We start from the raw sequence: 21,427 nt of genomic DNA on the forward strand, positions 1-21,427 counted from the left end.
GGCGCCGGGGCCCACCGGAGGCGGCACGGGTGCGGGCCCGGCGCCCGCCCGCATCAGGTGTACAGCCCCCTCAGGCGCGCGGCCGCGCCGTGGACCCCCGCACCATCAACTCACCCGGGATCACCGCGACCTTCCCGGGCGGCTCGGCCTCCCGGCCCATGGCGATCCGTCCGGCGCGCGCCCCCGCCTCGTGCAGCGGCAGTCGTACGGTGGTGAGCGCGGGCACCACGTCGACGCTGAACGGCAGATCGTCGAAGCCCGCCACCGACACGTCCTCGGGAATCCGCAGTCCCGCCTCGCGCAGCGCGGCACACGCGCCCAGCGCGACCGTGTCGTTCGCCGCCACGATCGCCGTCACGTCCGGGTCCCTGCGCAGCAGTTCACGCGCGGCCTCGTACCCGGACTGCCGGTCGTACGGCCCGTGCACCGTCTCGCTCTCGTCCACGCCCGCCGCCTTGAGCGCGTCGCGGTGCCCTTCGAGTCGGTGCCGCGTGGTGGTGCGCTCCTCGGGGCCCGCAATGTAGCCGATACAGCGATGGCCCAGGTCGAGCAGGTGCTCGGTCAGTCGGCGCCCGCCGCCGCGGTTGTCGAAGGTGAGGGCGATCGAGCCGGTGTCGGGCACGGGCGGGCGGCCGCACAGGATGATCCGGGTGCCCGCCTCGCCGAGCCGGCGCAGCTTTCCGGCCATCGCCTCGGCGTGTGCGGGGTCCTCGACCGCGCCGCCGGTGATCACCACGGCCGCGGCGCGCTGGCGCTGGAGCAGGGTGAGGTAGGTGAGCTCGCGCTCGGGGGAGCCCCCGGTGTTGCACACCACGGCGAGCCGCTCGCCCCCGGCCCGCCCGCCCGGTCCGCCGAACTCGGACTGCACGGCGCCGGCCATGATGCCGAAGAACGGGTCCGCGATGTCGTTGACCAGCACGCCGACCAGGTCGGACGTGGCGGCGGCGAGCGCGCTCGCGGGACCGTTGAGCACATAGTCAAGCTCGTCCACGGCACGCAGCACACGCTCGCGGGTGGCCGCGGCGACCGGGTAATTCCCGTTCAGGACACGGGAGACGGTCGCGGGGGAGACCTGCGCGCGGGCCGCCACATCCGCCAGGGTCACGGTCATCTCGTCCTCCGGGGCGCCGGGAGCTGGGTGGTCGATCGCCGCTCGGGAACCGGCGGTCCGGGTGCGGACGCCGTCTGCGCTGCGCACTGCACCGTTGCAGACAGTGATACCGGCTGAACACCCGTTATGGGGACGTTTTCCGGCCACGAGATGGCCACGACCTGGCCCCATGTTCCCAGAGCCACCCGACCACGCTCCGGCCCCCCGCACCGCCACCCGCCACCGCCCCGAACCCTCGGACGCCCGCGCACTCGCCGCTGCCCGGCATTCCGGACCCTCGCAGGTACCCGCGCCCGCCCGCGCCCGCAGCACCCCGGACGCCCGCAGGCGCCCGCGCCCGCCCTCACCGAGCCCCTCGCGCCCACCACCACGGCACGCGCTCTCGCCCCACCTCACCCCGGCCGCCGGGTCCCCGGTGCGTCATCGAACCCCCAAGCATTCCCAGGGATTTGAGCCGCCCCCTTGTCCGGGCATCACCCTCCAGGCTAGCTTTCCCGCAGACGGAGATAGAAAGCGCTTGCTATCGAGGGTCCGGCAAGCGGTGGACCCTGCCCGGATCCGCTCCGGGCGACGGCCGCCGCCCACCGCACCGTCAAACGACCCGGCGTCGAGGCCGACCGGCGCGCGCCTGCACAACGGAGGGACATACGTGACACGCAAAACGGTGCGTATCGCCATGAACGGCGTGACGGGACGCATGGGTTACCGCCAGCACCTGGTCCGCTCGATCCTCGCGCTGCGCGAACAGGGCGGCCTCGACCTCGGCGACGGCACGGTCCTGTGGCCGGAGCCCGTCCTCGTCGGCCGCCGCGAGCACGCCCTGCGCGAACTCGCCGACCGGCACGGCCTCGACCAGGCGAACGTCTCCACCGATGTGGACGCCGTCCTCGCCGACGACAGCATCGACATCTTCTTCGACGCCGCGATGACCTCCACCCGCGAGGACCTCCTCAAGAAGGCCATCGCCGCCGGCAAGCACATCTACACCGAGAAGCCCAGCGCCACCTCGCTCGACGGCGCCCTGGAGCTCGCCCGCCTCGCGAACGCCGCCGGCATCAAGCACGGCGTCGTCCAGGACAAGATCTTCCTGCCGGGTCTGCTCAAGCTGAAGCGCCTGATCGACGGCGGCTTCTTCGGCCGGATCCTGTCCGTGCGCGGCGAGTTCGGCTACTGGGTCTTCGAGGGCGACTGGCAGGAGGCCCAGCGCCCCAGCTGGAACTACCGCGCCGAGGACGGCGGCGGCATCGTCGTCGACATGTTCCCGCACTGGGAGTACGTGCTGCACGAGCTGTTCGGCCGCGTGAAGTCCGTGACCGCGCTCGCCGCGACCCACATCCCGCAGCGCTGGGACGAGCAGTCCAAGCCGTACGACGCCACCGCCGACGACGCCGCCTACGGCATCTTCGAGCTGGAGTCCGGCGCCATCGCGCAGATCAACTCCTCCTGGGCGGTGCGTGTGAACCGCGACGAACTCGTCGAGTTCCAGGTCGACGGCACCGAGGGCTCGGCGGTCGCGGGCCTGCGCAACTGCCGCGCCCAGCACCGCTCCGCCACCCCGAAGCCCGTCTGGAACCCGGACATCCCGGTCACCGAGTCCTTCCGCGAGCAGTGGCAGGAGGTGCCCGACAACGGCGAGTTCGACAACGGGTTCAAGGTGCAGTGGGAGCTCTTCCTGCGCCACGTCGCCCTGGACGAGCCCTACCACTGGGACCTGCTCGCCGGCGCCCGCGGCGTCCAGCTCGCGGAACTCGGCCTCAAGTCCTCGGCGGAAGGCCGCCGTTACGACGTACCCGAGCTGACCCTGTGACCCGCGGCTGCGCACCCAGCGCTCCCGTGACCCGCAGCCGCGACCTGACGGAGCCCGCACCATGACGATCCACCTGCCGCGCGCCGGCGGCGGCACCTTCGCCTACACCCCGCGCACCGAACCGCTCACCGTGTCCGGCACCGCACCCCTGGTCTCGCGCACGGTGTTCTCCGCCGCCCACGTGGTCGCCGACCCGTACGCCGATGTCTCGCCGGACGCCCCGGCCGCCGTCGACTGGGACGCGACGCTCGCCTTCCGCCGCCACCTCTGGTCGCACGGCCTCGGGGTCGCCGAGGCCATGGACACCGCGCAGCGGGGCATGGGCCTGGACTGGGCGGGCGCGGCCGAGCTGATCCGCCGCTCCGCCGCCGAGGCCGCGGCGGTGGGCGGACGGATCGCGTGCGGGGTCGGCACCGACCAGCTCACCGGACCGGCCGGGCTGCCGACGCTCGCCGAGGTGACGGCCGCGTACGAGCAGCAGCTCGCGCTCGTGGAGGGGACGGGCGCGCAGGCGATCCTCATGGCGTCCCGCGCCCTCGCGGCCGTCGCGCGCGGCCCCGAGGACTACCTCGCCGTCTACGGCGGTCTGCTCCGCCAGGCCTCCGAGCCCGTGATCCTGCACTGGCTGGGTCCCATGTTCGACCCGGCCCTCGAGGGCTACTGGGGCTCGACGGATCTGGACGCCGCCACCGAGACCTTCCTCGAGGTGATCGCCGCCCACTCCGACAAGGTGGACGGCATCAAGGTCTCGCTGCTCGACGCGAACCGCGAGGTCGCGCTGCGCCGCCGCCTGTCCCGGATTGCCGGAGGCGTCGTGCGGTGCTACACCGGCGACGACTTCAACTACCCCGAACTCATCGCAGGCGACGACCACGGCTTCAGCCACGCCCTGCTCGGCATCTTCGACCCGCTCGGCCCGCTCGCGGCCGAGGCGGTCCGCGTCCTGGACACGGGTGACACCAAGGGCTTCCGGGAACTCCTGGATCCCACTGTTGAGTTGTCGAGGCACTTGTTCCAGACACCCACCCGCTTCTACAAAACCGGAGTCGTCTTCCTCGCCTGGCTCGCCGGCCACCAGTCCCACTTCTCGATGGTGGGCGGCCTGCAGTCGGCGCGCTCGCTCCCGCATCTGGCGCGCGCGTACCAACTGGCCGACCAGCTCGGCCTGTTCCCGGACCCGGCGCTCGCCCAGACCCGTATGACGTCACTTCTTCAGGTGTACGGAGTCGCCCAGTGAGCCCCCTTTCGCGCTTCAGCATCAATCAGATGACGGTCCGCCAGCTCTCGCTGCCTGAACTTGCCAACGCTTGTGGGCATCGCGGAGTTCCCGCCGTCGGACTCTGGCGCGAACCGGTCCGGGAATACGGCGTGGAGGCGGCCGCGAAGCTGGTCAGGGACGCCGGCCTGACCGTCACCACGCTCTGCCGCGGCGGCTTCTTCACGGCGGTCGACCCGGCCGAACGCCGCCGCGCCCTCGACGACAACCGGACCGCGATCGACGAGGCCGCGACCCTCGGCACCGACACCCTCGTCCTCGTGTCGGGCGGACTGCCCGCAGGGGACAAGGACCTGCCCGGCGCCCGCGAGCGCATCGCGGACGCCCTCGCCGAACTCGGCCCGTACGCACAGGAACGAGGGGTGCGCCTGGCGATCGAACCGCTGCACCCCATGTACGCGTCCGACCGCTGCGTGGTCTCGACCCTGGGCCAGGCCCTGGACCTCGCGGAACGCTTCCCCGCCGAACAGGTCGGGGTCTGCGTGGACACGTATCACATCTGGTGGGACGACCACGCGCCCGCCCAGATCGCGCGCGCGGGCGCGGGCGGGCGCCTGCACACCTTCCAACTGGCCGACTGGACCACGCCGTTGCCCGAAGGCGTCCTGACGGGCCGCGGCCAGCTCGGGGACGGGGCCATCGACCTCGCGTACTGGTGGCGCCTCGTCGACGCGGCGGGCTACTCGGGCTCCGTGGAGGTCGAGCTCTTCAACTCCGGCCTGTGGGCGCGGGAGGACGGCGCGGAGGTGCTGCGTGAGACGGCGGAGAGCTTCGCGGCCGTCGCCGCGGAAGCGACTGCGGCGACCTGAGCGCGCTGCCAAGGGGGTACGGGAGGTAAGGGCGGCCGTCGGCCTCCTTACCTCCCGGCACACCTACTGCTTCTTGCCGCCGCCCAGAATGCTGCCCAGAAGGTCGCCGAGATCCAGGCCGCCCCCCGACGCCTGGCCGCCGGCCGGAGCCGCACCCGTGGCCGTACCGCCGGTGGCCGTACCGGGCACGGCGCCGGGGCTGGGGATCGGGTCGCCGGAAGCTCCGGAAGCCTTGGGCGCGGAGCCGCCTCCGGCCTTGCTCGCCGCCGCACGCTTGGTGAGCACCGCGAGCAGCACGGGGATCAGGAGCTCGATCCCGCGCGAGACCGTCGCCGCGGGAATGCCGGTCTTCTTGGAGACGGCCTGGGCCACCGGCTTGCTCACCTTGGCGAGCACACCGGCCATCATCCCGCCGCTCAGCATTCCGCCGAGCCCGCCGCCGAGGGTGGCGACGCCCTGCAACGGCGCGGCGTTCGCGGCCTCGCCGACCTCGGCGAAGGCCTGGCGTACCTCGTCCACGTCCTCGGGAGCACCCTGCGCCTTGTCCTGCAGGCCGCCGGAGAGCGCGGAGACCGTCTCGCTGATCACGTCCTGGGCGCCCGCCTCGTCCGTGCCGAGCAGACCCGCGAACTCGTGCAGCTTCTCGTCGCCGAGCTCATCGATCACAGCTTTCTCAAGCGGAACATTCGCATCTTCGCTCATGCCTGAAACGCTACGACTGCCCAGGTTTGTCGGCACCCTGAAGTGGAGCTCCGACTTTCACGAAAATTACTGCCCGCAGCCGTACAACCCTTCCTGGGTGACGTGGGTCGTATTAGGCATCAGGACTTCCGGGAGGGGATCCGGGGGGGATCAGGGAGACCTGTTGGAGGGGGACCCGAGGGGGTTCGGCCGGGGGGCCGGGCCCCCTCGAACATGTCCGGGCACTGGTCTGACGCAGGTCGGGCCACGCGGCAGCCGGGCATCGGGGCGGAGTTATCCACAGGCCCCGCGCGCTGTCGGTGCCGCCCGCTAACGTCGCCTCATGACCAGCCGGACCGGCCACAGCGCAGGGCTTCCCCAGCCCCGGCTCGCGGTGCTCGAAGGAGTCCTCGAGCGGATCACCTATGCCAATGAGGAGAACGGGTACACGGTCGCGCGCGTGGACACCGGACGCGGCGGCGGCGACCTGCTCACCGTCGTCGGCTCCCTGCTCGGCGCGCAGGTGGGGGAGTCGCTGCGGATGGAGGGCCGCTGGGGCTCGCATCCGCAGTACGGCAAGCAGTTCACCGTCGAGAACTACACGACGCTGCTGCCGGCCACGATCCAGGGCATCCGCCGCTACCTGGGATCAGGCCTGGTCAAGGGCATCGGCCCGGTGTTCGCGGACCGCATCACGCAGCACTTCGGCATCGACACCCTGAAGATCATCGAGGAGGATCCGAAGCGGCTGATCGAAGTACCCGGGCTCGGGCCCAAGCGCACCAAGAAGATCGCGGACGCCTGGGAGGAGCAGAAGGCCATCAAGGAGGTCATGGTCTTCCTCCAGGGCGTCGGCGTCTCCACGTCGATCGCGGTCAGGATCTACAAGAAGTACGCGGACGCCTCCATCTCCATAGTGAAGAACGAGCCGTACCGGCTGGCCGCCGACGTGTGGGGCATCGGGTTCCTCACGGCGGACCGCATCGCCCAGTCCGTGGGCATACCCCACGACAGCCCGGAGCGGGTCAAGTCCGGCTTGCAGTACGCCCTGTCGCAGTCCACCGACCAAGGGCACTGCTTCCTGCCCGAGGACCAGCTGATCGCGGACGCGGTGAAGCTGCTCCAGGTGGACACGGGCCTGGTGATCGAGTGCCTCGGCGAGCTCGCCGAGGATCCGGAGGGGGTCGTACGGGAGCAGGTGCCCGGACCGGACGGCAGCCCGGTCACCGGGGTCTACCTCGTGCCCTTCCATCGGGCCGAGCTCTCCCTCGCGGGCCGGCTCAAACGGCTCCTGAACGGAGAGGGCGACCGTATGCCCGGCTTCCAGGACGTCGACTGGGGCAAGGCGCTCGGCTGGCTCAGGGAGCGCACCGGCGCCTCGCTCGCGCCCGAGCAGGAGGAGGCCGTGCGGCTCGCGCTCACCCGCAAGGTCGCCGTGCTCACCGGAGGGCCGGGCTGCGGCAAGTCCTTCACGGTCCGGTCCATCGTGGAGCTGGCCCGCGCCAAGAAGGCCAAGGTGGTGCTGGCCGCGCCCACGGGACGGGCCGCGAAACGCCTCGCCGAGCTCACCGGGGCCGAGGCCTCGACCGTGCACCGGCTCCTGGAATTGAAGCCCGGCGGGGACGCGGCCTACGACCAGGACCGGCCGCTGGATGCCGACCTGGTCGTGGTCGACGAGGCCTCGATGCTCGACCTGCTGCTCGCCAACAAGCTGGTGAAAGCAGTGCCGCAGGGGGCCCACCTGCTGTTCGTGGGGGATGTGGACCAGCTGCCCAGCGTGGGCGCGGGTGAGGTGCTCAGGGATCTGCTCGCCGAGCGGTCCCCGGTGCCGGCCGTGCGGCTCACGCGCATCTTCCGCCAGGCGCAGCAGTCGGGCGTGGTCACCAACGCGCACCGGATCAACTCCGGGATACCGCCGCTCACCCAGGGCCTCGGCGACTTCTTCCTGTTCGTCGAGGAGGAGACGGAGGACGCGGGCCGGGTCACCGTGGACGTGGCGGCCCGGCGCATCCCGGCGAAATTCGGGCTCGACCCGCGCCGTGACGTGCAGGTGCTCGCCCCGATGCACCGCGGCCCGGCCGGCGCGGGCACGCTCAACGGGCTGCTCCAGCAGGCCATCACCCCGGCCCGCCCCGACCTCGCCGAGAAAAGGTTCGGCGGCCGTACGTTCCGCGTCGGCGACAAGGTCACCCAGATTCGCAACAATTACGAGAAGGGCGCCAACGGGGTGTTCAACGGGACCGTCGGCGTGGTCACGGCACTCGATGTCGTCGACCAGAAGCTGAAGGTCCTGACAGATGAGGACGAAGAGGTCGATTACGACTTCGACGAACTCGACGAACTGGCCCACGCGTATGCGGTGACCATCCACCGGTCGCAGGGCAGCGAGTACCCCGCGGTGGTGATCCCGGTCACCACCGGAGCCTGGATGATGCTCCAACGCAATTTGCTCTACACCGCCGTCACGCGGGCGAAGAAGCTGGTGGTACTCGTCGGGTCGCGCAAAGCGCTAGGTCAGGCGGTGCGTACGGTTTCCGCGGGCAGGAGGTGCACCGCCCTGGCTCATCGGCTCGGTGGATCGGACGAGCCACGGAGGTGATCGTTGATCGATCATCCCGGTGGCAAACATCACGGAGGGCTTCCGCAACCAGGGCGAAGGGGGCAGGATGAGCAGGCTGACGGCACTGAGTGCCGTCAATAGACCTAATGGTCGACCCCGAGTGCACTGCCCAGGGCCAAATGGGGGATGGTGGACAGCAGTCAGGGCACCTCGAAGAAGAGGCACTACGTCGGTGAGGGATGACGTGAGCGACAACGCGAACAACGCTGTAGTAGTCCAGTACGGCGATGGCGAGTACACCTACCCGGTGATCGACAGCACCGTCGGGGACAAGGGCTTCGATATCGGGAAGCTGCGCGCCCAGACCGGTCTGGTGACCCTGGACAGCGGCTACGGCAACACCGCCGCGTACAAATCGGCGATCACCTATCTCGACGGTGAGAACGGCATCCTGCGCTACCGGGGCTACCCGATCGAGCAGCTGGCCGAGCGCTCCACCTTCATCGAGGTCGCGTACCTGCTGATCAACGGTGAGCTGCCGACCGTGGACGAGCTCGCGACGTTCCGCGACGAGATCACCCGGCACACCCTCCTGCACGAGGACGTCAAGCGCTTCTACGACGGCTTCCCGCGTGACGCCCACCCGATGGCGATGCTGTCCTCGGTGGTCTCCGCGCTGTCCACCTTCTACCAGGACAGCCACAACCCGTTCGACGAGAAGCAGCGCCACCTCTCGACGATCCGCCTCCTTGCGAAGCTCCCGACGATCGCCGCGTACGCGTACAAGAAGTCGGTCGGCCACCCGGTCGTGTACCCGCGCAACGACCTCGGCTACGTCGAGAACTTCCTGCGGATGACCTTCTCGGTGCCCGCCGCCGAGTACGACCTCGACCCGGTCGTCGTCGCCGCGCTCGACAAGCTGCTCATCCTGCACGCGGACCACGAGCAGAACTGTTCGACCTCGACCGTCCGCCTGGTCGGCTCCTCGCAGGCCAACATGTTCGCCTCGATCTCCGCCGGCATCAACGCCCTGTGGGGCCCGCTGCACGGCGGCGCCAACCAGTCCGTTCTGGAGATGCTCGAGGGCATCCGCGACTCGGGCAACGATGTCGACACCTTCATCCGCAAGGTGAAGGACAAGGAGGACGGCGTCCGCCTGATGGGCTTCGGCCACCGGGTCTACAAGAACTTCGACCCGCGCGCGAAGATCATCAAGGCCGCCGCGCACGATGTCCTCTCGGCCCTCGGCAAGTCCGACGAGCTGCTCGACATCGCCCTCAAGCTGGAGGAGCACGCGCTCTCGGACGACTACTTCGTCGAGCGCAAGCTCTACCCGAACGTGGACTTCTACACGGGCCTCATCTACCGCGCGATGGGCTTCCCGACCGAGATGTTCACCGTGCTCTTCGCGCTCGGCCGGCTGCCGGGCTGGATCGCGCAGTGGCACGAGATGATCAAGGAGCCGGGTTCCCGCATCGGCCGCCCGCGCCAGATCTACACCGGTGTCGTCGAGCGCGACTTCGTGCCGGTCGAGGCGCGCTGACCGCTCCGGCGCGCCGCTGAGCGCCGCCTGAACCTCACCTGAGCCGCGTGGCCCCCGCAGGGGCCGCGCGGCTCACGCGTTTTCGAGGTCCACCTTGAGGGCCCGGCCCACGCCGAGGGCTTCGAGGGCCCGGCCCGCACCCAGGGCCCCGGCCCGCCACACCCCGCACATGGAGAAGCGCCCCACCCGCCGGTCCCCCCACGGGCCGGCTGGTGGAGCGCTTCCCTAGCCCCGGTGCGGATTCCCCCCACGGGATCCGGCCGGGCGTCTGTGATGCGGTCGAGCCTTCACAAGTCTTCGGTACTGCGGTGTCCAGCGGTCTGCCGGGACGCGTAACGGGAGGGCCGCTCAAAGCTCTCCGTGCACGTGCCCCGGCCAACGCGGACTGGGAACGTCCCCCAAGACATCCCCTGACGACCGAAACGCCCCCCAAGACGTTTCTGTCATCGCCTCTTAGACCTTCGAGCCCACCGAATGGTTACGTTGGAATCTCTGTGATCTACGTCTCTCGGCTGTGTCCTGAAACCGTGCCGAATCGGTGCATCGAACCTGATGTGCCGAATCGATCCATAGCGTAAGGGAGTTGTGGTGAGTATGTGAAGCCCCAGGTGAAACCCGGGCGGTCAGGAGAATCGGCGCAGGCGCAGGCTGTTGCTCACCACGAACACCGAGGAGAAGGCCATGGCCGCGCCCGCGATCATCGGGTTCAGCAGGCCCGCCGCGGCCAGCGGAAGCGCCGCGACGTTGTAGCCGAAGGCCCAGAACAGGTTGCCCTTGATCGTGGCGAGCGTGCGCCGCGCGAGGCGGATCGCGTCGGCGGCCACGCGCAGATCACCCCGTACGAGCGTGAGGTCGCCGGCCTGGATCGCCGCGTCGGTGCCCGTGCCCATCGCCAGGCCCAGGTCGGCGGTGGCGAGGGCGGCGGCGTCGTTCACACCGTCGCCGACCATGGCGACCGTACGGCCCTCGCGCTGCAGCCTTCGGACCACGTCCACCTTGGCCTGCGGCAGCACCTCGGCGATCACCTGCTCGGCGGGGATCCCGACCTCGGCGGCCACGGTCCGCGCCACGGCGGTGTTGTCGCCGGTGAGCAGGACCGGCTCCAGACCCAGCGCCTTCAGCCGCGTCACCGCCTCGGCGCTCGTGGGCTTCACCGCGTCGGCGACGGCGAGCACGGCCCGCGCAGCGCCCTCCCAGGCGACCAGGACCGCGGTCTGCCCGCGCCCGGCGGCCGCGCGCTGTGCGGCGGCGAGTTCGTCCGGTACGGAGATGCCCTCGGCCGCCAGCAGGGCGGCCCGCCCCACCAGGACCTCGCGGCCCTCGACCGTGCCCCGCACGCCGAGTCCGGGCACGTTGGAGAAGTCCGTGACCGGCGGCAGTTCACCGGAGGAACCCTCGCCGTCCGACGGCTCGGCTTCGTACCCGGCCGCCACGGCCCGCCCCACCGGATGCTCCGAGGCGTGCTCGACCGCCGCCGCGTACCGCAGCGCCTGCTTTTCCCCGGTGCCGGGAGCGGTCACCGTCGACACGAGCTCCATCCGCCCGCTCGTCACCGTCCCCGTCTTGTCGAGCACGACCGTGTCCACGCGGCGCGTGGACTCCAGGACCTCGGGGCCCTTGATGAGGATGCCGAGCTGGGCGCCGCGTCCCGTACCGACCATCAGGGCGGTGGGCGTCGCGAGGCCGAGCGCGCACGGGCAGGCGATGATCAGCACCGCGACCGCCGCCGTGAACGCCGCGCTCGCGTCGCCCGTCGACCCGAGCCAGAACCCGAGCGTGGCCACCGCGATCAGCAGCACCACGGGCACGAACACCGCGGCGATCCGGTCCGCGAGCCGCTGCACCTCGGCCTTGCCGGTCTGCGCGTCCTCGACCAGCTTCGCCATGTGGGCGAGCTGGGTGTCGGCGCCCACGCGCGTGGCCTCGACGACCAGGCGCCCGCCCGCGTTCACCGTCGCGCCCGTCACCGCCGAGCCGGGGGAGACGTCCACCGGCGCCGACTCGCCGGTCAGGAGCGAGGCGTCGACGGCCGACGTGCCCTCGACGACGGTGCCGTCCGTGGCGACCTTCTCGCCGGGCCGTACGACGAAACGGTCGCCCACCCGCAGCGCCTCCACCGGCACCCGCACCTCCACCCCGCCGCGCAGCACGGCCGCGTCGCGCGCGCCCAGCTCCAGGAGCGCCCGCAGCGCGGCTCCCGCCTTGCGCTTCGCGCGCGCCTCGAGCCAGCGCCCGAGCAGGATGAACGTGACGACTCCGGCGGCCACTTCGAGGTAGATCGTGGAGGAGCCGTCCGTACGCGACACGGAGAAGTCGAAACCGTGCCGCATCCCCGGCATCCCCGCGTCGCCGAGGAACAGCGCCCACAGCGACCAGCCGAAGGCGGCGAGCGTGCCGACCGAGACCAGGGTGTCCATGGCGGCCGAGCCGTGCCGCGCGTTGGTCCACGCGGCCCGGTGGAACGGCAGCCCGCCCCACACCACCACGGGCGCGGCCAGCGTGAGCGAGAGCCACTGCCAGTTGTCGAACTGCAGTGCCGGCACCATCGCCATGAGGATCACGGGCAGCGCGAGCGCGGCGCTGACGGTGAACCGCTGCCGCAGCCCGTCCGCCTCGCGGTCCTCGGGCGCCGCGGCGCCCGCACCGGCCTCATCGGACGAGGCGGACGAGGCGGACGAAGCGGGCGCGGCCGGCACGATCTCGTGCGCCGAGTACCCGAGCTTCTCCACGGTCGCGATCAGATCGCCGACCGCGACCTCGCCCCCGTACGCCACCCGCGCCTTCTCGGTCGCGAGGTTGACCGAGGCCGTGACGCCCTCGATCCGGTTGAGCTTGCGCTCGATGCGCGAGGAGCAGGAGGCGCAGGTCATCCCGCCGATGGCCAGCTCGACCTCGGAGGTCGGCAGCGGCGCGGCGTCAGGGGTTATGGCAGCGGTGTCGGAGGCCGTCTGGGGCATGGGGTTCTTCCAGGGATACGAGGGGTGGGCGCCGTGGGGTGAAGCGGGAGCGCCGGCAACGGCCGAGGGGGCGTACGGCCGACGGCCGCACACCCCCTGTCGCTTCGACGGCTCAGGCGCGGCCGGTCAGCTCGTAACCGGCCTCGTCCACCGCGGCGCGCACGGCCTCGTCGTCGAGGGGCGCCTCGGAGATCACGGTGACCTGGCCGGTGGAGGTCACGGCCTTGACCGAGGTGACACCGGGCAGCTCGGAGATCTCGCTGGAGACCGCACCCTCGCAGTGGCCGCAGGTCATGCCCTTGACCTGGTAGACGGTGGTCACGCCGGCCTGCGTGTCGGCGGCCTGCGTCGTGCCGCAGCTGCTGCCGCCGCAGCAGGAACCGGTGGTCTCGGCCTGGGGGAGCTCGGTCTGGGCGGTCATGTCGTTCTCCTGTCGAGGGAGTGCGTTTGCGGGGGTGGCACCAGGGTGCCCCATGGGGAGGCCGGTTCTGCCGGGGCCTCCCTCACGCTCTCCACCGTATACCCCTAGGGGGTACTTTTCCAAGTGCTGTCGCGACGCGCGAGCGAGCGCAGCCACTGGATGCCGATCAGCGAGATCAGTACGAGCCCGCCGACCGAGAACAGCGTGAAGAGGTGTTTCTGCTGGTCGGTCGGGTCGGGGATGTAGCCCTGGGCGAAGAGCGAGCGGTCGAGGCCGGAGGTGGTGAGCCGCGCGACCAGCCAGATCGCGATGCCGTGCATCGAGTCCCACAGAGCGTGCAGCAGCGACACCCCCAGGTACGCGCCGATCACCGGCCCGGCGAAACGGAAGCGGCCGTCGGGGCGGCGGAAGGCGAAGAGCACCGCGCCCGCGATCGCCGTCCACAGGCCGTGTCCGAAGGGGGCGAGTACCCCGCGCAGGAGTTCCGTCTCCAGGAGGGCGCGCAGATCGATGCCCTTGGTGGTGACGGCCGCGTTGAAGGCGTACCCCGCACTCTCGAAGGCCGCGAAGCCGAAGCCCACCGCGGCGCCGAGCACCAGGCCGGTCCGGATGCCGTGCAGGCGCGGGCGGCGGCGGACCGCCCACATCAGGGCCGCGAGCTTGACCGCCTCCTCGATCAGGCCGACCCCGACGAACATCCACAGGGAGGGGTGAAGCAGGTAGTACTCCATCACCGAGGCGCCGAGCACCCCGAGGATGCCGCCGGTCACGAAGCAGCCGAGGATCACGCCCACGCCGAGGTCGCGGCCGTGCCGCTCGTAGGCCCACATGACGAAGACGGCCGGCACCAGGAAGCTGCCGAGCAGGATCAGGGTCGGCAGGAGCGTGGTGTTCTTCGTGGCGTACGTGACCACCGCGGTCAGGAGCCACAGGGCCAGGCCGCCCCACAGGCAGCGTTTCCACAAGCCGGGGGTGACCTCCGGAGGGCTGCTCACGGGCGTGGTGGGCATGGCAAGTACCTCCGGATTCAGCGGATTTGACCGGTCGTGAGCGGGGAGGGCCGGCCGGTCGGAGCTGGGCGGACTGCGGGAGCGGTTTGTCCGGAGTTTATGGTAAACAGCCGTTATGTCGCAGTCCGGGACGCTGATCCTGATCATGTCCATCGCGGTCCTCGCGCCCCTGCTCGCCTACGGCGTGGGCCGCTGGCTGCCGGTCCCGCTGGTCATCTTCGAGATCCTGCTCGGCATCGTCATCGGACCCGACGTGCTGGGCTGGGCCACCGAGGGCGAGCTGGTCGACGGGCTCTCGCATCTCGGGCTCGCGATGCTGATCTTCCTCGCGGGATACGAGATCGAGTTCGACCGGATCCGCGGCGACACCCTCACCCGGGCGGCCTGGGCCTGGGTCTGCGCGCTGGTGCTCGGCCTCGGGGTCGGGCTGCTGCTCGCGTCCGGCGGCTTCAGCAAGGCCGTCTGCATCGGCACGGCCCTCACCTCCACGGCCCTCGGCACCGTCCTGCCCCTCCTGAAGGACGCCGGCGACCTGCGCAGCCGCTTCGGCTCCGTCATGCAGGCGGTCGGCGCCTGCGGCGAGTTCGGGCCGATCATCGCGATGGCGATCCTGCTGAGCGGACGCAGCGCCGGACAGTCCACCGTCGTGCTCGTCCTGTTCGGGCTTCTGACCGCGGGCGCGGTGTGGTGGGCCATGCGCCCGCACCAGCCCTGGTTCGCGCATGTGATCGCCAAGACCCTGCACAGCAGCGGGCAGTTCGCGGTCCGGCTGGTCGTGCTGCTGCTCGCGCTGATGCTGGGCCTGGCCACCTGGCTCGGGCTCGATGTGCTGCTCGGCGCGTTCGCCGCCGGGATGATCACCCGGATCGTGCTGCACCGGGCGGCGCCCGACAGCGCGCACGAGGTCGTCTCCAAGGTGGAGGCGATGGGCTTCGGCTTCCTCGTGCCGCTCTTCTACGTGGTCACCGGGATCAGCTTCGACCTCGCCGCCCTGCTCGAAGGCGGGCGTGCGCTGCTGCTGCTCCCGCTCTTCCTGGTCCTGTTCCTGTGCGTGCGGGGCGTCCCCGTATGGCTGCTCGCGCCGCGCGATCTCGGCCGCCGGGACCGGACGGCGCTCAGCGTGTACGCGTCCACCGCGCTGCCGCTGGTCGTGGCGATCACGACGATCGGCCTCGAGGAGCACCTCCTGAAGAGCAGCGAGGCGGCCGCGCTGGTCGGCGCCGCGATGGTGTCGGTGCTCGTGTTCCCGCTGGTCGCGATGAAGCTGCGGGCGGGGGCCGGGCGCAAGGCCCTGCCCGGCGGGCCGCGGCAGGGGGCGGAGGCGTGGTGAGGGGGCGCGCCGTGCCGGGGGCGGGGGCGCGGGGTGCCGCTCAGGCCTCCGGCTGCTGCGCGGCGGCGCCGGGTGCCGGGGGCTCCTCGCAGAGCATCGGGTCGAGGTAGCGGAAGAGCACCTTCTTCAGCTCCTCCTGGTACTCCTCACGCTCGTCCGGATGTGCGGCGATCAGGTCCAGACCGGCCTTGAACAGGGCGAGCGTGGTGGTGGTCACGCGGGTGGTCTCGGCCTTGGGCGCCTCGGGGAGATAGGTCGCGAGTATCTCCTCGATCCGGTGCAGCACCACGCTGTGGAAGGCCTCGAACGCGGCCGTCACCTGGCCCGGGGCGTCCGGTCCGTGCATCAGGACGTGGAACGCCGGGTTCTGCGCGTTGAACTCGAGCAGCGGGTCGACCACCGCGTCCAGCAGCTCGGCCAGCGGCAGGTCGAGGTTCGCGGCGGACAGCGCCTGACCGTACGACTCACGCCACTGCTCCAGGAGCCGGTTGCCCAGCTCGACGGCGATGGCCTCCTTGTTCGGGAAGAACTGGTAGAGCGTCCCGGGGGACACCTCCGCCTCGCGTGCGATCGCGTTCGTGCTCGCGGCCGTGTACCCGACCCGGCTGAACACCACGGCCGCCGCGTCCAGAAGCTGCGCGGCCCGGCGCTCGCCGCGGGCCTGGCGGCGGCGCGGCTTCGGTGCGGCGGGCGGTGGCTCCTGCTCGGGCATCGATCTCTCCAACTCCCTGGTCCCTGTGGGACGAGCCTATGCGAGCGGCCCGGGCGGGCCCCTGTGTGCGAGGGGAACCGGCCGGGGCGGCCCTTGCGTACATGGGGAACCGGCCAGGACGGGCCTCTGCGTACATGGGGAACCGCCCGAGGTCCCGATTGACAAATGCGAGCGGTCGCTCGCATTCTTGAAAAACACGAGCGATTGCTCGTGTTTAGCACGGTGAAGGGGACACCGCTATGCCCACCGCACCCGCACGCCCGCCCGAGCCCGGCCCCGCGACGGCGCCCGGCCGCGACGCCGCGCCCGAGCCCGGCGGTTTCACCCGCCTCGTGACCGCCCGCCCCCGGCTCTCGCTCCTGATCGCGTTGGTCGTCACCGCGCTCGCGGTGTTCGCCGGCAGCGGGGTCGCGGACCGGATGGGCAGCGGCGGCTGGGAGGACCCGGCCGCCGAATCCACGTATGCCGCCGAGGCGTTGGAGCGGGAGTTCCCCGACTCCGAGCCCAATGTGCTGCTGCTCGTCGACGCGGGGAGCGCGGGCGTGGACGATCCCGCCGTGGCCGCGGAAGGCCGCCGCCTCGCCGGGGAGCTGGCCGCCGAGGACGGGGTGACCGGCGTCGGCTCGTACTGGCAGGCACCGGAACGGGCGCGGCCCGCGCTGCGTGCCGAGGACGGCCGGCAGGCCCTGATCTCCGCCCGCATCGAGGGCGATGAGAAGACCGCCGCCGAGACCCTGGAGCGGATCGCGCCGGGGCTGCGCGGTGAGCACGGTCCTGTCGAGGTGTCGATCGGCGGCCCCGTCGCCGTCCAGCACGAGATGACCGAGACCATCCAGGACGACCTGCTCCGGGCCGAGATGATCGCCCTGCCGATCACGCTGGTGCTGCTCGTGATGGTGTTCGGCAGCGCGGTCGCGGCCCTGCTTCCGCTGCTCGTCGGCATCGTGGCCATCCTCGGCACGAACGCGGTGCTGCGCGGCCTCACCGAGTTCACCGACGTCTCCGTGTTCGCGATGAACCTCACCACCGCGCTGGGGCTCGGACTCGCCATCGACTACGCCCTGTTCATCGTCCGCCGCTACCGCGAGGAGCTGGCCGCGGGTGCCGACGTGCGGGCCGCGGTGGGCACGACCCTGCGCACCGCCGGACGGACCGTGCTGTTCTCGGCGCTGACGGTCGCGGTGTCGCTGGCGGCGATGCTGCTCTTCCCGCAGTACTTCCTGCGCTCGTTCGCGTACGCCGGAATCGCCGTGGTGCTGCTTGCCGCCGCGGCTGCCCTGATCCTGCTGCCCGCCGCCCTCATGCTGCTCGGGTACCGGGTCAACTCCCTCGACCTGCGCAGGCTCTGGCGCCGCGACCGCGCGCCGAAGAAGGAGCAGGGCGCCGGCTGGGGCAGGGCGGCCGCGCTCGTGATGCGCCGCGCGCCCGTCTTCGCCCTCGCCACCACCGCCGGTCTGCTGCTGCTCGGACTGCCGTTCCTGGGCGTCAAGTTCGGCACCCCGGACGACCGTCAGCTCCCCGCGAGCGCCGAGTCCCACGTCGTGCAGCAGCACATCCGCGAGGGGTTCCCCGGCAGCCCCGACGGCGCGCTCAAGGTGCTCGCGGAGCAGGGCACGCCCGAGGAGTACGGGGCGTACCGCGCCCGGGTCGCGGGCCTTCCCGACGTGCTGCGGGTCGAGGGCCCCGTGCCTTCCGCCTCGGGCGAGGCCGCGTACTTCACCGTGCTGCCGAAGGGCGAGGCCGTCGGGCCCGAGGCGCAGCAGCTCGTCCATGAACTGCGCGCCCAGGACGCCCCGTTCGAGACCTCGGTGACCGGGCGCGCCGCCCAGCTGGAGGACTCCAAGGCGGCGATCGGCGAGCAGCTGCCGTGGGCTCTCGCGATCATCGCGGTGGTCACGCTGCTCCTGGTCTTCCTGCTCACCGGCAGCGTCCTGATCCCACTCCAGGCGGTGCTGCTCAACGGCCTCAGCCTCACCGCGATGTTCGGCGCCATGGTGTGGGTGTTCCAGGAAGGCCATCTGTCCGGCCTGCTGGGCTTCACCTCGACCGGCGACATCGAGACCACCCTGCCCGTCCTCATGTTCTGCGTGGCCTTCGGACTCTCCATGGACTACGGGGTGTTCCTGCTCTCGCGGATCAAGGAGGAGTACGACCGCACCGGCCGGCACGAGCACGCCGTGAAGTTCGGGCTCCAGCACACCGGCGGGCTCATCACGGCGGCCGCGGTGATCCTTGCTGTGGTGATGGTGGCCATCGGCACCTCGCGCGTCACCAACACGAAGATGCTCGGCCTCGGAATCGCGCTCGCCGTCCTGATGGACGCGATGGTCGTACGCAGCCTCCTGGTCCCCGCCGTCCTCAAGCTGACCGGCCGCTGGACCTGGTGGGCGCCGGGCCCGCTGCGCCGGCTGCACGAGCGGTTCGGGCTGCGCGAGGGCGAGGCACCGGCCGAGGCGGCACGCGAGACGGCACCCGAGGCCGCGGCGACGACGGCCGCCTCGCGCGAGAAGGTCGGCGCCGACGCCTGAACCCGCAAGGCCCCCACCCCTGTTCGGGGCGGGGGCCTCGGTGGGCGTACGGCTACTCCTTGCGTCCTCTGTTGCCCGGCCGCGAGGCCACCCAGCGGCGGATGGTGTCCGCGTACCAGTACGGCTTGCCGTTCTCGACCCGGTCCGGCGGGGGGAGCAGCCCATGCTTGCGGTACGAGCGCACGGTGTCCGGCTGGACCCGGATGTGTGCGGCGATGTCCTTGTACGACCAGAGTTCGCGGTCGGTCATGTGTGGCACCTCCCTGTGCGCACCGCGGCGGCGGCCCGGGGGAGGCCGGCGGGGGAGCCGGGTGCGTCTGTCACGGCGATCACGCAGCGTGTGCTGTCGATCACTCAGCCTTTGCCCCGTGAACGACGGGCAGTGACGAGAGGGAAGTGGCTGTTGAAGGCGCGTGACGGGAAACCCGCGTGAGTGAGACGTCTGTGACGGAAGGGGAAAGTTTGCAACAGAACCGTGCGTGTTTGTCCCGGATTGGCCGTGCGCGGAGGTGGGTACACCCCGGGGTTCCGGGCAGACAAAGGGCCGGGTTCACTGCACGGGAACCCGGCCCTTGGCGACCCCCGTTCCCCCGGCGAAGGTCGACTGCATCAGGGTGCCTCAGGGGGCGGGAAGGGTCTTGGAGAAAGGCGCACTTCCGCTTGCGGGCAGCAGCAGACTCGTCGCCTCGCCCTGCAACCGGTCCGGCACCGGCGGCCCGGCCGTGACGGCGGGCGAGCGGCGGGCCGCGGCGAACTCACCCGGCGTACAGCCCGTCATCGCGCGGAACTCGCCGCTGAGATGCGACTGGTCGTAGAACCCGCAGGCCGCCGCCGTCTCCGCCTGGCTGCGGCCCGCGGCCAGCATCCGCCGGGCCCGCTGAAGCCGCAGCACCCGCGCGGCCGCCTTCGGGCTGAGCCCGATCTGCTCGCGGAAGCGGTTCTCCAACTGGCGGATGCTCCAGCCGACCTGATCGGCGAGCGCGCTCACGGGCACGGCCCCGGAGGTGCGCACCAGCTCGTTCCACGCCGCGACCGTCCGCGCCGAGCAGGGGGCGCCCTGCTCGGACCAGCGCGTGAACACCTCGTCGAGCAGCGCGAAGCGCATGCCCCAGGTCGGCAGGGAGCTCAGTGCGCCCGCGAGGTCCGCCACGGTGCTGCGGCCGCCGAACACCCCGGGCAGGGCCTCCGCCGGATCGGCCACCTGGTCGGCGAGTTCGTACTGGTCGAGGCCGAAGAGCGTGAACGCAGCCCAGGGCGCGATCAGAACCTCGATGCCGGACAGCCGCCCGTCGTGCTCGCCGACCACCGGCGTGGTGGCGAGCCCGGACACCGCGCAGACACGGCTGACCGAGGGCCGCCGGGCGTGGTGCACCCGCAGCGGACGGTCGAAGCCGAGCAGCAATGTGACCGCGGGCACCGGGGTTTCGAGCCGGCGCCGCGGACCCGGCAGCGCGAAGCGGAAGCCCCGGTACGCGAGGATTCCGGGCCGCAGCCGCGGATGCGGCACCCCCAGCACGCGCTCCCAGGTGCCCGACGGGCAGCGCTGTGCCCCGGCGGGAACCGTCGCCTTGATGCGCACCGCACGGCCTCCTCGGTCACGCCCCGCAGGAGCGCAGATAGGCGCGGGTGCGGCGCGCGATGGGCAGGGGACGGTCCGGCTCGCAGGGGTACATGTCCTGCTCGACGATCGCGAAGAGCTCGATCCCGAGCCCCTGAGCGGCCGTCAGGACCGGTTGCAGGGCCGGGACTCCGGCCGGCGGCTCGCACATCACGCCGCGCCCGACGGCCGGACCGAACGGCAGGTCCTCGGCGCGCACGGCGGCGAGCACCTCGGGGTCGACCTGCTTGAGGTGCAGATAGCCGATGCGCGAGCCGTAGGTCTCGATCAGCTTCACGTTGTCGCCGCCGCAGTACGCGTAGTGCCCCGTGTCGAGGCAGAGCGAGACCAGGTCGGGGTCGGTCGCGTCCAGGAAACGCGTGACATTGTCCTCGGTGTCGATGTGCGTGTCCGCGTGCGGGTGCACGACGATCCTCAGGCCGTACGTCTCGCGCACCTCGCGCGCCAACCGCTCGTATCCACGGGCCAGTTCACGCCATTGTTCCGCGGTCAGCTCGCGGTCCTCCAGGACCGCACCCGTCTTGTCGTCCCGCCAGAAGGACGGAATGACGACCAGGTGCTCCGCGCCCTGCGAGCGCGCGAGCGCGGCCACCTTCGCGACCTGCTCCCAGGTGGAGTCCCAGACGGAAGGTCCGTGGTGGAGGCCGGTGAAGACCGTGCCCGCCGACACCTTGAGGCCCCGCCGCTCCGTCTCCGCGCGCAGCACGTCGGGGTCGGTGGGCAGATAGCCGTACGGCCCGAGCTCGATCCACTCGTACCCCGACTCGCTCACCTCGTCCAGGAACTGACGCCACGGCACCTGATGCGGGTCGTCGGGGAACCACACGCCCCAGGAGTCGGGGGCGGAGCCGATACGGATGCGGGAGAGCCCGGGTGCCGCCGTCATGAACGTCAGCTTTCCGGCGGTTCGAGAGGGGTGTCAAGGAGGCGGTATGCCCCGTGCGGGTCATGGTCCGAATGTAAGGACAATCCGTTGACAGTGTGGCGCGGGCGGCATTAGACCTGGAGTCGGCGGTACCACTTGGGGACGAAGGCGATCCGAAGGGGCGTGGCCGGTGTCCGAA

At 71.3% G+C, this 21,427-nt stretch carries 16 protein-coding genes; 7 read left to right on the top strand and 9 right to left on the bottom strand.

All coding sequences use genetic code 11. The annotated features are described in order from the left end of the window. Positions 1-70: 70 nt before the first annotated feature. Positions 71-1,111: a LacI family DNA-binding transcriptional regulator gene (locus BLT97_RS28860; protein ID WP_093615367.1), complete on the bottom strand. Its 1,041-nt coding sequence runs from the start codon at positions 1,109-1,111 to the stop codon at positions 71-73. A gap of 649 nt (positions 1,112-1,760) precedes the next feature. Between BLT97_RS28860 and BLT97_RS28865 the strand changes: the two genes are divergently transcribed. From BLT97_RS28865 to BLT97_RS28875, 3 genes are all read left to right on the top strand, one after another. Continuing rightward, positions 1,761-2,918: a Gfo/Idh/MocA family protein gene (locus tag BLT97_RS28865; protein WP_093615369.1), complete on the top strand. Its 1,158-nt coding sequence runs from the start codon at positions 1,761-1,763 to the stop codon at positions 2,916-2,918. A 61-nt stretch (positions 2,919-2,979) separates the two neighbouring features. Next, entirely contained in the window at positions 2,980-4,155 is a 1,176-nt protein-coding gene (locus BLT97_RS28870; RefSeq protein WP_093615371.1) for a dihydrodipicolinate synthase family protein, read from the top strand. Between the two features lie 29 nt (positions 4,156-4,184). Next, entirely contained in the window at positions 4,185-5,003 is an 819-nt protein-coding gene (locus tag BLT97_RS28875; RefSeq protein ID WP_093615570.1) for a sugar phosphate isomerase/epimerase family protein, read from the top strand. Positions 5,004-5,066: 63 nt separating this feature from the next. On the opposite strand, the gene BLT97_RS28880 is transcribed toward BLT97_RS28875, so the two are convergent. Next, a complete protein-coding gene (locus BLT97_RS28880) occupies positions 5,067-5,705 on the bottom strand; it encodes a DUF937 domain-containing protein (protein ID WP_093615373.1) in 639 nt (212 codons plus the stop codon). Between the two features lie 322 nt (positions 5,706-6,027). Here BLT97_RS28880 and recD2 point away from each other — a divergent pair, with 322 nt between their 5' ends. Both recD2 and BLT97_RS28890 read left to right on the top strand, forming a co-directional pair. Beyond that, complete coding sequence (recD2, locus tag BLT97_RS28885; RefSeq protein WP_093615375.1) at positions 6,028-8,283, top strand: SF1B family DNA helicase RecD2; 2,256 nt, start codon at positions 6,028-6,030, stop codon at positions 8,281-8,283. A 193-nt stretch (positions 8,284-8,476) separates the two neighbouring features. Next, entirely contained in the window at positions 8,477-9,787 is a 1,311-nt protein-coding gene (locus tag BLT97_RS28890; protein ID WP_176953924.1) for a citrate synthase, read from the top strand. 623 nt (positions 9,788-10,410) lie between these two features. Here BLT97_RS28890 and BLT97_RS28895 read toward each other — a convergent pair. The 3 genes from BLT97_RS28895 to BLT97_RS28905 form a co-directional block, all read right to left on the bottom strand. Continuing rightward, complete coding sequence (locus BLT97_RS28895) at positions 10,411-12,744, bottom strand: heavy metal translocating P-type ATPase (protein WP_093615379.1); 2,334 nt, start codon at positions 12,742-12,744, stop codon at positions 10,411-10,413. Positions 12,745-12,856: 112 nt separating this feature from the next. After that, the gene (locus tag BLT97_RS28900; RefSeq protein ID WP_093615381.1) at positions 12,857-13,165 is read right to left on the bottom strand and encodes a heavy-metal-associated domain-containing protein; all 309 of its coding nucleotides are present in this window, start codon (positions 13,163-13,165) and stop codon (positions 12,857-12,859) included. 104 nt (positions 13,166-13,269) lie between these two features. After that, positions 13,270-14,175 carry a PrsW family intramembrane metalloprotease gene (locus BLT97_RS28905; protein ID WP_093615383.1) on the bottom strand — a complete coding sequence of 302 codons (906 nt, stop codon included), beginning with the start codon at positions 14,173-14,175 and terminating at the stop codon, positions 13,270-13,272. Positions 14,176-14,290: 115 nt separating this feature from the next. Here BLT97_RS28905 and BLT97_RS28910 point away from each other — a divergent pair, with 115 nt between their 5' ends. After that, positions 14,291-15,505, top strand: a complete 1,215-nt coding sequence (locus BLT97_RS28910; protein WP_093615385.1) for a cation:proton antiporter — start codon at positions 14,291-14,293, stop codon at positions 15,503-15,505. 40 nt (positions 15,506-15,545) lie between these two features. Here BLT97_RS28910 and BLT97_RS28915 read toward each other — a convergent pair whose 3' ends face one another. Beyond that, the gene (locus tag BLT97_RS28915) at positions 15,546-16,217 is read right to left on the bottom strand and encodes a TetR/AcrR family transcriptional regulator (protein WP_093615387.1); all 672 of its coding nucleotides are present in this window, start codon (positions 16,215-16,217) and stop codon (positions 15,546-15,548) included. A gap of 239 nt (positions 16,218-16,456) precedes the next feature. Between BLT97_RS28915 and BLT97_RS28920 the strand changes: the two genes are divergently transcribed. Beyond that, complete coding sequence (locus BLT97_RS28920; protein ID WP_093615389.1) at positions 16,457-18,745, top strand: MMPL family transporter; 2,289 nt, start codon at positions 16,457-16,459, stop codon at positions 18,743-18,745. Between the two features lie 52 nt (positions 18,746-18,797). Here BLT97_RS28920 and BLT97_RS28925 read toward each other — a convergent pair whose 3' ends face one another. The 3 genes from BLT97_RS28925 to BLT97_RS28935 form a co-directional block, all read right to left on the bottom strand. Then, positions 18,798-18,995, bottom strand: coding sequence for a helix-turn-helix transcriptional regulator (locus BLT97_RS28925; RefSeq protein ID WP_093615391.1), 198 nt, complete (start codon positions 18,993-18,995; stop codon positions 18,798-18,800). A 369-nt stretch (positions 18,996-19,364) separates the two neighbouring features. Beyond that, positions 19,365-20,318 carry a helix-turn-helix domain-containing protein gene (locus BLT97_RS28930; protein ID WP_245769605.1) on the bottom strand — a complete coding sequence of 318 codons (954 nt, stop codon included), beginning with the start codon at positions 20,316-20,318 and terminating at the stop codon, positions 19,365-19,367. Positions 20,319-20,340: 22 nt separating this feature from the next. Continuing rightward, on the bottom strand, positions 20,341-21,249 hold the full coding sequence (locus BLT97_RS28935; protein ID WP_093615393.1) for a sugar phosphate isomerase/epimerase family protein: 909 nt from the start codon (positions 21,247-21,249) through the stop codon (positions 20,341-20,343). Between the last annotated feature and the right edge of the window lie 178 nt (positions 21,250-21,427).

The organism is Streptomyces indicus (genome assembly GCF_900100315.1).
Lineage (GTDB): Bacteria > Actinomycetota > Actinomycetes > Streptomycetales > Streptomycetaceae > Streptomyces > Streptomyces indicus.